This is a genomic window from Aliivibrio sp. 1S175 (genome assembly GCF_001690985.1).
Taxonomy (GTDB): Bacteria; Pseudomonadota; Gammaproteobacteria; order Enterobacterales; family Vibrionaceae; genus Aliivibrio.
The window spans coordinates 21,000-33,515 of sequence record NZ_MAJS01000009.1 but is presented as its reverse complement, the minus strand read 5'-3'; the positions used below and the strand labels follow the sequence as shown (position 1 = coordinate 33,515).

Below are 12,516 nucleotides of genomic sequence, written 5' to 3'. Positions count from 1 at the left end.
GATAACCGACAATACATACATTTATTATAATACTGAGATAACTCAAGGAGCATTCGAATGCTAATTTTGACTCGCCGTGTAGGTGAAACTTTAATGATTGGTGACGAAGTAACAGTTACTGTACTAGGCGTTAAAGGCAACCAAGTACGTATTGGTGTTAATGCACCGAAAGAAGTATCTGTACACCGTGAAGAGATTTACATGCGCATTCAAGCGGAAAAAGGAACACCTGTAGCTTCACAAGGTGACTTTTAATTCGTATGAATTAGGCTGACATTGTCAGCCTTGTTTTATTTTACCTATTTAGATTAGATAAAATAAACAGTAAATATAGGCATAAGCTACGTATAACGTTCTATTTTTGCTCATTTTGGTTGTTTCGTAGGCTGTTGAACAAAAAGCGTTATTTTTTACTTAAAAAGTCATTGACATATTTTTGGTAAACCGTAATATGTGCCTCCTCAAGACGGTGAGGTGGCCGAGAGGCTGAAGGCGCTCCCCTGCTAAGGGAGTATGCGGTTTATAGCCGCATCGAGGGTTCGAATCCCTCCTTCACCGCCATTATTGATTCCTGTTGATCTTTATGGTCAGCAAGAATAAAAAAGAATTATTGTGCGCTAGTAGCTCAGCTGGATAGAGTACTTGGCTACGAACCAGGCGGTCGGAGGTTCGAATCCTTCCTGGCGCACCATTCTTTTTATTGGTAATTCGTACCTACCAATAATAATCATTTTGCAAATGATTAAACAGAGTTCCAAAAAAAACGGTGAGGTGGCCGAGAGGCTGAAGGCGCTCCCCTGCTAAGGGAGTATGTGGTTTATAGCCGCATCGAGGGTTCGAATCCCTCCTTCACCACCATATTTAGTTGTGTTGATTTGTATAATCAACATGATGAAAAGAATTATTGTGCGCTAGTAGCTCAGCTGGATAGAGTACTTGGCTACGAACCAGGCGGTCGGAGGTTCGAATCCTTCCTGGCGCACCATTATTTACTGTCGTGACAATTTATCTAGAGGATAAGTTGGTGCGATAGACAATCAGAATTTATTGTGCGCTAGTAGCTCAGCTGGATAGAGTACTTGGCTACGAACCAGGCGGTCGGAGGTTCGAATCCTTCCTGGCGCACCATTTTTTCTTTTTGTAACTGTTTATTGGTTACAATAGTTAGTTACAAAGACAATTAGAATTACTGTGCGCTAGTAGCTCAGCTGGATAGAGTACTTGGCTACGAACCAGGCGGTCGGAGGTTCGAATCCTTCCTGGCGCACCATTCTTTAGAAGAACCCGATCTTTATGGTCGGGTTTTTTTATGCCTATAGAAAATTAAGTTAACCAATTGATAATATTATTAAGAAATATTAATTTAAGGTTATTATTGGGTAATTTGATTGTAATCAGTTTGCTTCAAGGTGAATAGTGGCAGTGTATGGATATATCTCGCCATAAAACACTTTTTTTAATAAAGTGTGATCGTTTCGCATTTGACAAATACATTGATGTCGAGATAATCATTCTTTCTTTTTAGAATAAAAGAACATAATTTGTTAGTAAGTTACATACTAAATTTTACATTGTCACTATCATCAAAAAAGGAATAAAAGATGACAGACATTGGAAGTCTACTAGGGGAAGCTGCAACGTTAATGCTAACTGGCATGAGCGTCGTATTCATATTCCTTACCATTCTTGTCTACCTCGTTCAGCTTATGTCTAAGCTATTGCCCGTGGAGTTACCTCCGAAGCAAGCATTAGCGATTCAAAAAGCTCAGAATCCCGATCAAACAACAGTCCAGCCTCAAATTATTGCTGCGATCTCTGCTGCGGTTAAATTACACCGTCAAAAGAATCGATAAACTGTTTTAGGAAAATTATTACAAGGAGTTTGTAAGTATGTCTAAACCACTTTCTATCACTGATGTGGTACTTCGTGACGCTCATCAATCATTATTCGCCACTCGTATGCGCGTTGAAGACATGCTGCCTATAGCAGAGCAGCTTGATAAAATTGGCTATTGGTCATTAGAGACTTGGGGTGGAGCAACATTTGATGCATGCATTCGCTATCTAGGTGAAGATCCGTGGGAGCGCTTGCGTCTATTAAAGAAAGCGATGCCAAATACACCGATGCAAATGTTATTACGTGGCCAAAATCTTTTAGGTTATCGCCATTACGCAGATGATGTGGTTGAAAAGTTTGTAGAGCGAGCGCATGCAAATGGTATGGACGTTTTCCGTATTTTTGATGCCATGAATGATGTGAGAAACTTTCAAACAGCAGTAAAAGCTACGATAGATGTCGGTGCTCATGCTCAAGGGACACTTTCTTACACAACAAGCCCAGTGCATAATTCAGATACATGGGTTGATCTTGCGAAGCGCCTTGAAGATCTAGGTTGTCATTCTTTATGTATCAAAGATATGTCTGGCTTGCTTAAACCCTATGAAGCTGAAGAATTAATTACACGAATTAAAGCATCATGTGATGTACCTCTTGCTTTACATAGCCACGCAACAACTGGTTTATCTACCGCTACAGCCTTAAAAGCGGCAGAAGCAGGCATTGATATTTTAGATACATCAATCTCTTCTATGAGCCAAACTTACGGACATACACCGACAGAAACTGTCGTGGCAATGCTCGAAGGTACAGGTCGTGATACCAATCTTAACCTTGAACAATTAGATCCTATCGCGGCCTACTTCCGTGAAGTTCGTAAAAAATATGCGAAATTTGAAGGTCAGATGAAAGGGGTTGATTCACGAATCCTGATTGCTCAGGTTCCTGGTGGAATGTTAACTAATATGGAAAGCCAACTTAAAGAGCAGGGTGCTGCTGATAGGATGGATGAAGTATTACTCGAGATACCTAAAGTACGTAAAGATCTTGGCTATATCCCTCTTGTGACCCCAACATCTCAAATTGTGGGTACTCAAGCGGTAATTAATGTTCTTACTGGTGAGCGCTATAAAAGCATCACTAAAGAAACAGCGGGTGTATTGAAGGGTGAGTACGGAGCAGCACCTGCTGCTGTTGATGCAGAGTTACAAGCGCGAGTATTGGATGGTGCAGAAGCAATTACTTGTCGTCCTGCGGATTTATTGAAAGCAGAGCTTCATACCTTGACTGATGAGCTTGTCGCTAAGGCAAAAGAAGACAATATTGAATTGGCAGAGCAGCAAGTGGATGATGTGCTGACTTATGCATTATTCCCACAAGTTGGTTTGAAATTCCTCAACAATCGCAATAACCCAGAGGCATTTGAACCCGCACCAGGAACAGAAAAAGAAGCAGATATTAAAGCGGCGCCAGCGAAAGGTGGTGTTGAAGCTTATAGCGTGAAAGTTGATGGACAAATTTATAATGTAGAAGTTGGGCCTCAAGGTGTAATCTCTTCAGTCTCTCCAGTATCAGCTCAAGCAGCACCTGTTCAGTCAGCTCAATTATCTGCTGTAGATGCAGAATCTGTTGATGCGCCACTTGCGGGGACTATTTTTAAAGTCTTAGTGCAACCGGGTGCTGAAGTAGAAGAAGGTGATGTGTTACTTATTCTTGAAGCTATGAAGATGGAAACTGAAATCAGAGCTTCACGTAATGGAACAGTGCAGGATATTTTAACTAAGGAAGGCGATGCGGTAACTGTTGGTACACCGTTGCTTTCTCTAGCGTAGGGTAATTAAACATGGATGGTTTATTAACACTGTGGAATGAAACCGCAATTGCCAATTTTAAGTTTGAACAGCTTATTATGATTTTAGTTGGCTGTGGACTTTTATTCTTAGCAATAAAAAAAGGATTTGAACCGTTATTATTATTACCAATTGGTTTTGGTGCGGTATTAGCGAATATTCCAAACGCAGGATTTACTGAGCCTGGTGGGTTATTGTATTACGTTTATTATGTAGGGATTGAGACTGGGGTATTCCCATTGCTCATCTTTATGGGCGTGGGAGCAATGACTGATTTTGGTGCCTTAATTGCAAATCCAAAAACGTTATGGTTAGGCGCTGCGGCTCAAGTTGGTATTTTTGCTACGCTGTTTGGTGCCATACTACTTAACTTTGTGCCGGGTATGGAATTTACGTTAGCAGATGCTTCTTCAATCGCCATTATTGGCGGTGCAGATGGGCCAACCGCGATTTTCTTAGCAAGTAAGCTTTCTCCTGATTTATTAGGGGCAATTGCAGTTGCGGCATACAGTTATATGGCACTGGTTCCAATTATCCAACCGCCGATAATGAAAGCGTTAACGACACCGGAAGAGCGTCAAATAAAGATGGCACAACTGCGTCATGTTAGTAAGGCTGAGAAAATTATTTTCCCACTTGCTGTTTTATTGATGACTATTTTGTTTTTACCTTCAGCAACACCACTCGTTGGCATGTTCTGTTTAGGTAATTTAATGAAAGAATCAGGTGTGGTTGATCGCTTATCGAATACTGCTCAGAATGAATTGATTAACATTGTGACGATCTTCTTAGGTTTAGGTGTTGGCTCAAAACTAAAAGCAGAAACGTTCCTTAATGTAGAAACGTTAGGTATTTTATTGTTAGGTGCAGTTGCCTTCAGTGTCGGTACTGCTGGTGGTGTAATTATGGCCAAGATATTGAACAAGTATTCAAAAGAAGACATTAACCCTTTAATTGGTGCAGCGGGGGTATCTGCAGTACCAATGGCAGCACGAGTTGTTAATAAAGTAGGACTTGAGGCTAACCCTCAAAACTTTTTATTAATGCATGCTATGGGGCCAAATGTCGCTGGAGTACTTGGTTCTGCTGTTGCGGCTGGTATTTTATTGGCATTAGTTGGTTAATGTTGAATAAAACGTAACAAAAAAAGGGTGCTGATGCGCCCTTTTTTATTTTATGCTTATTGATATATTAGTATTAGTACGGGAATAGATTCAATCATGTTTGATTGGTTTAATGCAGATTCTGCATTGTGGGTGTTATTTAGTTCTGGTTTTTTAAGTGCGACCTTGCTACCTGGCGCGTCAGAAGCGAGCTTGATTGCAACGTTAAAACTAGATAGCTTCTCCATGTGGACAGTGATAACCGTTGCAACATTGGGAAATACGTTAGGCGGGATTACAAATTATTGGATTGGTTTGTTATTACCTAATAAAACTTCTTCACAAAAATATGGTCATAAAGCGATTCAATGGATAAAAAAATACGGTTATTGGACGTTATTGTTCAGTTGGTTACCAGTTATAGGTGATCCTCTTTGTCTTGCTGCTGGATGGCTACGAATGAGATTCTGGCCATGCGTAATTTTAATTGGGATAGGAAAGGCTGCACGATACCTTCTGTTATCGCTCGCAGTAAATGGGATTTTATAGGAACTAAAATGAAAAAATTATTAAGCCTCTCGATAATTCTGGCTCTAGCGGGTTGCAGTAACTCTGAATTTGAAGCGCCAAAAACATCCGACTTACCGCAAGGTGTGACTTTAATTGAGCAAGTTTTGCCAAAGGAAGGGACAACGGTAATTCCCTATCAGAAATATACATTAGAGAATGGTTTAACCGTTATTCTTAGCCCAGATCATTCAGATCCATTAGTTCATGTTGATGTCACTTATCACGTAGGCTCGGCACGTGAAGATATTGGTAAATCAGGGTTTGCACACTTCTTTGAGCATATGATGTTCCAAGGCTCAGAAAATGTGGGTGACCAACAGCATTTTAAGATAATCACCGAAGCGGGTGGCACCTTAAATGGTACAACTAACCGCGACAGAACCAATTATTTTGAAACGGTTCCAGCTAATCAATTAGAGAAAATGCTCTGGCTAGAGTCTGATCGTATGGGCTTTTTAATTGATGCCGTTTCCCAAAAGAAATTTGAAATTCAGCGCAGTACTGTTAAGAATGAACGTGGTCAAAATTATGATAATCGACCTTATGGATTAATTTATGAGCGTATGGGAGAGGCTTTGTTTCCACAAGATCATCCTTACTCATGGCAAACCATTGGCTATGTTGAAGATTTAGACCGTGTAGACGTCAATGACCTTAAAGCATTCTTTTTACGTTGGTATGGCCCAAATAACGCAGTTATTACCATTGGTGGTGATTTAGACAGTAAACAGACGTTGGAATGGGTAAATAAATATTTCGGCTCAATCCCTCGTGGTCCTGAAGTTGAAGATGCCCCAAAACAGCCAGTAACGCTGACTGAAGATCGTTTTATTACTTTGGAAGATCGAATTCAACAACCAATGGTTATGATTGGTTGGCCAACAACTTATCGTGGTGAAAAAACGGAAGCTAGCCTTGATATGCTAGCAACCTTACTTGGTGATGGTAAAACGAGTTTGCTTTATCAAGATCTAGTTAAAACGGGTAAAGTCGTGGATGCAGGAGCATTTCATGATTGTGCTGAACTTTCTTGTACCATGTATGTGTATGCGATGACGGATTCTAGTGATAAGAATGACCTTGCTACCGCATATAAAGAAGTGATGGATGTTTTAGATAAATTTGAGAAAGAAGGTGTATCTCAAGAAGATCTAGCAGAAGTGCAAGGCAGTGCAGAAGCCGGTGCGATTTTTGGCTTGCAGTCAGTTTCAGGAAAAGTGTCTCAACTTGCTTCTAATGAAACTTTTTATGGCAATCCAGACCAATTAGAAAAGCAATTAGCAGAACTTAAAGCGGTGACTCCAGAGAAGGTTTCTCAAGCTTTTAATTCGTATATAGCGAATAAATACAAGGTGACGCTAAGTGTGGTACCAAAAGGGAAAACGCAACTGCAAGTTAAAGCGCCTAACTTTACGACGCCGAAACGAGACTTACCTGAATACGAGAAAATTGATGACACTAGTTTAGCTGTACGTAAAGCGGTTGATGATTTTGACCGCTCAATTATGCCATTACCATCAAAGGCGGTTACTGCTAAAACACCAGATATTTTCCGTGCGCAATTAGCTAACGGTATTGAAGTCTTAGGCTCTGAAGCAATTGAAACACCAACGGTTCAATTACAAATCTCAATTCCTGCTGGAAATCGTTATGTGCCACGAGGCCAAGAAGGCTTAGCATCATTAACGGCTGCAATGATGGAAGAAGGGACTACAACATCAAGTTCTGAAGCGCTGCAAAAACGTTTAGATAAATTAGGCAGTGGGATCTCGTTTAATTCAGGTAGCTATACTACCGGGGTATCAGTATCTTCATTAACAAAAAATTTAGATGAAACATTGTCTATAGTAAATGAAATGTTGTTTTCTCCTGCATTCAAGCAAGCAGATTTTGAACGCCTACAAAAACAAGCTGTAGAAGGTTTGGTTTATAGTCATCAAAAACCATCATGGTTAGCGTCTCAAGCAACGCGAGAAGTGTTGTTCAAAGGTACAATATTTGACCGCTCACCAGATGGAACGATTGCTTCAGTAAAAAATCTAACTCTGGATGATGTAAAACGTTTTTATAAAGAAAACTATACACCAGTAGGAACACAGGTTGTGTCTGTAGGTGATATTAATAAATCAGATTTGATATCAAAACTCTCTTTTCTTTCTCTATGGAAAGGTGAAACACCACAATTGTTAGCACCACAACAATTACCAAAATTAACCCAACAAAAAGTGTATTTAATTGATAAGCCTAATGCACCTCAAAGTGTGATTCGTTTTGTTCGACAAGGTATGCCTTTTGATGCAACTGGTGAATTATTTGAAACACAACTTGCAAACTTTAATTTAGGTGGGAACTTCAATAGCCGAATTAACCAAAATCTTCGTGAAGATAAGGGTTATACCTATGGCGCTGGTGGCTATCTAACCGGTAATAAAGAAGTTGGAATGTCGATTTTTTATGCTCAAGTACGTGCAGATGTGACGCTTGAATCAATAAAAGAATTTACAGCAGAAATGCAGAAGTTTGCTAATGATGGTATGACAATGGATGAGCTTAATTTTATGCGTTTGGCGGTTGGTCAACAAGATGCATTAAAGTATGAAACACCAAGTCAGAAAGCAAATTTATTGGGTAAAATATTAACGTACTCGTTAGACGCTGATTTTATTGACGAACAAAATGAAATAATTGCTACTTTAGGTCGTGATGAATTTAATGAGTTAGCAACGAAGTGGTTTGATCCGACAAAATATCAAATCATTGTTGTTGGGGATAAAAAAGCACTAACACCAAAACTAAAAACACTAGGATTACCCGTTGAGTTAATCACTCTTAAGGAGTAACTATTGTTAGAAAAACGGCAATATCAAGCGTATATTGCCGTTTTTTCGTATCCAATCGTTATTAAAATTTGCTAATATCCCATGATATAAATCAACATTATGTTGAACTTACCTCAATAGCGAGAATGTATTTTGACCGAATTTATCAACCGATTACAGAAAGTCGCTTCCAATCCCCAGGCATTTAGAAAATCAGGCCGGGGAATTGAAAGAGAGACCCTGAGATTTACTCTTGGCGGGTCGCTTTCTTCAAACCCACATCCTGTGGGCGTAGGTTCAGCGTTAACTCATAAATACATAACAACAGATTTTGCAGAGTCGTTGTTAGAATTTATTACGCCAGTATCAAATGATGTAGATACTGTGATTAATCAGCTTGAAGATGTGCATCATTACACTGTATCTCATATGGGTGAAGAGAAGCTTTGGCCATTATCTATGCCGTGTTTTGTTACTAAAGACGACGATATAACATTAGCTCAATATGGCGACTCAAATGTAGGGAAACTAAAAACCACTTATAGAGAAGGCTTAAAGCGTCGCTATGGCAGTGTAATGCAGGTTATTTCTGGAGTGCATTTTAATTTCTCTTTTTCTACTGAGTTTTGGGATGAATTGTTTGGTGAGCAGACGGAAAAAGAGAGACAGGATTCTGTCTCTGATGCTTATTTTGCTTTGATCCGTAATTATTATCGCTTTGGTTGGTTAATCCCTTATTTCTTTGGAGCCTCCCCTGCATTATGCAGTTCATTCATCCAAGGTCGTGAAACTGCAATGGAGTTTGAATCATTAGGGAATACACTGTATTTACCATATGCTACGTCTTTAAGATTGAGTGACCTTGGTTATACTAATGATGCGCAAAGTGATTTAAAGATCAGTTTAAATAGCGTGAATGAGTACGTTGAAGGTTTAAATAAAGCAATTAAGACCCCTTCGGAAGAATTCGCTAAGATTGGTTTAAAAGAAGGCGACAAACATATTCAATTAAATGCAAATGTACTTCAAATTGAAAATGAGTTGTATGCACCAATTAGACCTAAACGAGTGACTAAATCAGGTGAGAGACCATCAGAGGCATTAGAACGTTCAGGGGTTGAATATATCGAAGTTCGTTCGCTAGATGTCAATCCATTTAGTTCGGTTGGTGTTGATAAAGATCAGGTTCGCTTTCTTGATCTCTTTTTAGCATGGGCAGTATTAACTGATTCAGCGCCAATGAATGACAGTGAAATGGCATGTTGGAAAGATAATTGGAATAAAATTGTTGAGCAAGGTCGTAAGCCAGGTTTAGAGCTTCAAATTGGTTGCCAAGGGGAACGTTTAACTCAAAAAGCATGGGCTGAACGAGTTTTTGATGACTTGCTTATCATTGCTAAAGAAATGGATGCTGCAAATGGTAACGATGAATACCAACAAACACATCAACGTTTAACGGCAATGATTGAAGACCCTGAATTAACGATTTCAGGTCGACTACTTGCTGAAACTAAAAAGGGGGGAGGTATCGGTAAAATAGGCTGTGATCTTGCCGTTCAGCATCGAAAAACTCACCTTGAACATCAATATGGTTTTTATACAAAAGAAGAGTTGGATGCGGAAGTTTCTCGTTCTCTTCTTGCACAGAAAGAGATTGAATCGAAAGATACACAGTCATTCTCTGAATATTTAGAAGATTACTTTAGTTATTTGAAGTAATTAAAGTCAAATATTACAGCGCACTGTTATTCTATGGGTAGCAGTGCTTTTTTTTGAGTAAATTAAAATGAATTATAAATTTTCGATGTCAGTATTTGTATTATTACTGCTGTCAGGATGTGCAACAGCCCCACCAACTAAGCAAGATAATGTATGCGATATTTTTCGAGAAAAAAGCGGTTGGTACGATGATGCGAAAGACATGACAGAAGAGTACGGTACGCCAATCAATGTAGCGATGGCCATCATGAAGCAAGAAAGCAGTTTTCGCTCAGATGTTCGCCCGCCAAGGACTAAGTTATTAGGCTTTATTCCTTGGAGTCGCCCAAGCTCGGCTTATGGATATGCACAAGCTCAAGATCCAGTATGGGGTGAGTATGAGGATGATACGGGAGGAGGCTCTCGTAGTAGTTTTGATGATGCTATTATGTTTATTGGTTGGTATACCGATGGGTCACAAAAGCAACTAGGCATATCTAAGTGGGATCCTTACAACCAATACCTTGCTTATCATGAAGGTCGAGGTGGTTATAAACGCAAGAGCTATCAAAGTAAACCACAATTGATTAAGATAGCACGTAGAGTTGAATCTCAAGCTAAAACGTATGGCTGGCAATTAAAACAATGTAAAGCTGAGCTTGAAAGACAAAGTAGTTGGTGGTGGTAAACCATCATTCATAAATTAAAGGATTAAATTATGCCATTATTAGATAGCTTCACCGTTGATCATACTCGAATGGAAGCGCCTGCTGTTCGTATTGCAAAGAAAATGCAAACCCCAAAAGGCGATACAATTACCGTGTTTGATTTGCGTTTTACAGCCCCAAATAAAGATATCTTGTCAGAGAAAGGCATCCACACTTTAGAGCATCTATACGCTGGTTTTATGCGTAATCATCTAAATGGACCAGAAGTTGAGATTATTGACATATCACCAATGGGATGTCGCACTGGCTTTTATATGAGCTTGATTGGAACACCAATTGAAACAACAGTGGCAAATGCTTGGATTGCATCAATGGAAGATGTACTAAATGTTGAGGCTCAGAATAAAATCCCTGAATTGAATGAATATCAATGTGGTACTTATGCTATGCACTCTTTAGAAGAGGCGAAGGCAATTGCTACTGCTATCTTGGCTTTTGGTATTCGAGTGAATAAAAACGATGAACTCGCATTACCTGATTCAATGCTAAAAGAATTATCAGTCGATTAGTTTTTACGGTTTAATCGATGTAAAAAATCCCGTATTAGCTCGCTAATACGGGATTTTTTTAAGCGGTATTTTATTTTTTTGAACTTGGGAACACTTTAACTAAATTAATCTTGTTTTCTTCAACGGCAATGATTTTCATATTGTGCTGTTCAATTTCCAAATTAATGTTCGTTTTTGGTATTTCCTCCAAATGCTCAAGAATTAAGCCGTTTAATGTTCTTGGACCATCAGTTGGTAAATCCCATTTTAGCCCTTTATTTATATCTCTGATATTGGCGCTGCCTTCTATCATAAAGCTACCGTCAGGTTGAGGCATTATTTCTTCAGCTAAGCTTGGTGCCATTGATGTGGTAAACTCGCCCACGATCTCTTCTAAAATATCTTCAAGAGTCACTAAACCTTGGATGTCGCCATATTCATCTACAACAAGACCAATACGTTCTTTATTACGCTGAAATTTTAATAATTGGCTGTTTAATGGCGTCGCTTCAGGAATAAAGTAAATCTCATCAGCTGCTCTTAATAAGGTTTCTTTTGTCATCTCGTTTTTTTCAAGCATCAAACGGTATGATTCTCGTAAGCGAAGCATTCCGACAACTTCATCAATTTGATCTCTATACAGAACAATTCGACCATGAGGAGAATGCGCTAATTGGCGAGAAATTGATTTCCAGTCATCATTAATATCGATACCGGTGATTTCACTGCGAGGCACCATAATATCGTTTACAGTTACGTGTTCTAAATCTAAAATTGAAATAAGCATTTCTTGGTGTCGGCGAGGGATTAGTCCGCCAGCTTCATGTACAACGGTACGCAATTCTTCTGAACTTAAGTTATCTTTATTACCACTATGTGTACCAAGGCCGAGTATTTTTAAAAAACCGTTAGTAATTAAGTTCACTAAAATAACGAGAGGAGAAAGAAGCTTCATTAGAATGTTAAGTACAATACTACTGCTATAAGAGACTCGTTCAGGGTACATTGCGGCTAGTGTTTTTGGCGTAACCTCAGCAAAGACAAGGATAACAAGAGTTAAAATACCAGTGGCAATAGCAACACCATAATCACCATAAAGACGCATACCTAGTATGGTGGCAATAGCAGAGGCAAGGATATTAACAAGGTTATTTCCGATAAGGATCAGCCCAATAAGACGGTCAGGGCGACTTAATAATTTTTCTACACGTTTTGCACCTTTATGACCTTGATTCGATAGGTGCTTTAAGCGATAGCGGTTTAAGGACATCATGCCAGTTTCTGAACTGGAGAAGTAACCTGAGATAACAATAAGTACAGCAAGTAGAGTAAATAGGGCGCCGGTTGATATGTCGTCCAAGTGTCTAAGTCCTCAATTTTAAAATAATAGTAAAACGTATTTATCAATACTAATGGTAATGAT

At 39.2% G+C, this 12,516-nt stretch carries 10 protein-coding genes and 6 tRNA genes; 15 read left to right on the top strand and 1 reads right to left on the bottom strand.

Going from position 1 to position 12,516, the window contains the following annotated elements; translation table 11 throughout:
• The first annotated feature begins 57 nt into the window (after positions 1–57).
• The 15 genes from csrA to luxS all read left to right on the top strand — a co-directional run bounded on the left by csrA (position 58) and on the right by luxS (position 11,114).
• Positions 58–255, top strand: a complete 198-nt coding sequence (csrA, locus tag A6E06_RS04640; protein WP_065594319.1) for a carbon storage regulator CsrA — start codon at positions 58–60, stop codon at positions 253–255.
• Positions 256–468: 213 nt separating this feature from the next.
• Positions 469–561: transfer RNA gene (locus A6E06_RS04635), tRNA-Ser, on the top strand.
• 53 nt (positions 562–614) lie between these two features.
• A tRNA-Arg gene (locus A6E06_RS04630) sits at positions 615–691 on the top strand.
• Between the two features lie 74 nt (positions 692–765).
• A tRNA-Ser gene (locus A6E06_RS04625) sits at positions 766–858 on the top strand.
• 50 nt (positions 859–908) lie between these two features.
• A tRNA-Arg gene (locus tag A6E06_RS04620) sits at positions 909–985 on the top strand.
• A gap of 66 nt (positions 986–1,051) precedes the next feature.
• Positions 1,052–1,128, top strand: a tRNA-Arg gene (locus tag A6E06_RS04615).
• A 65-nt stretch (positions 1,129–1,193) separates the two neighbouring features.
• Positions 1,194–1,270 (top strand) — tRNA-Arg (locus A6E06_RS04610).
• Between the two features lie 331 nt (positions 1,271–1,601).
• Positions 1,602–1,853 (top strand): oxaloacetate decarboxylase subunit gamma, encoded by a 252-nt coding sequence (locus A6E06_RS04605; RefSeq protein ID WP_065594320.1) that lies wholly within the window; start codon positions 1,602–1,604, stop codon positions 1,851–1,853.
• A 37-nt stretch (positions 1,854–1,890) separates the two neighbouring features.
• Positions 1,891–3,669: a sodium-extruding oxaloacetate decarboxylase subunit alpha gene (gene oadA / locus A6E06_RS04600; protein WP_065594321.1), complete on the top strand. Its 1,779-nt coding sequence runs from the start codon at positions 1,891–1,893 to the stop codon at positions 3,667–3,669.
• Positions 3,670–3,680: 11 nt separating this feature from the next.
• Positions 3,681–4,811 (top strand): sodium ion-translocating decarboxylase subunit beta, encoded by a 1,131-nt coding sequence (locus A6E06_RS04595; RefSeq protein WP_065594322.1) that lies wholly within the window; start codon positions 3,681–3,683, stop codon positions 4,809–4,811.
• Between the two features lie 96 nt (positions 4,812–4,907).
• Positions 4,908–5,339, top strand: a complete 432-nt coding sequence (locus tag A6E06_RS04590) for a YqaA family protein (protein ID WP_065594323.1) — start codon at positions 4,908–4,910, stop codon at positions 5,337–5,339.
• A gap of 8 nt (positions 5,340–5,347) precedes the next feature.
• Complete coding sequence (locus tag A6E06_RS04585; RefSeq protein WP_065594324.1) at positions 5,348–8,200, top strand: pitrilysin family protein; 2,853 nt, start codon at positions 5,348–5,350, stop codon at positions 8,198–8,200.
• A 132-nt stretch (positions 8,201–8,332) separates the two neighbouring features.
• The gene (gene gshA / locus A6E06_RS04580) at positions 8,333–9,898 is read left to right on the top strand and encodes a glutamate--cysteine ligase (protein ID WP_065594325.1); all 1,566 of its coding nucleotides are present in this window, start codon (positions 8,333–8,335) and stop codon (positions 9,896–9,898) included.
• Positions 9,899–9,965: 67 nt separating this feature from the next.
• On the top strand, positions 9,966–10,565 hold the full coding sequence (locus A6E06_RS04575) for a hypothetical protein (RefSeq protein ID WP_065594326.1): 600 nt from the start codon (positions 9,966–9,968) through the stop codon (positions 10,563–10,565).
• Between the two features lie 30 nt (positions 10,566–10,595).
• Complete coding sequence (gene luxS / locus A6E06_RS04570; RefSeq protein ID WP_065594327.1) at positions 10,596–11,114, top strand: S-ribosylhomocysteine lyase; 519 nt, start codon at positions 10,596–10,598, stop codon at positions 11,112–11,114.
• A gap of 70 nt (positions 11,115–11,184) precedes the next feature.
• Here luxS and A6E06_RS04565 read toward each other — a convergent pair whose 3' ends face one another.
• Entirely contained in the window at positions 11,185–12,453 is a 1,269-nt protein-coding gene (locus tag A6E06_RS04565) for an HlyC/CorC family transporter (protein ID WP_065594328.1), read from the bottom strand.
• Between the last annotated feature and the right edge of the window lie 63 nt (positions 12,454–12,516).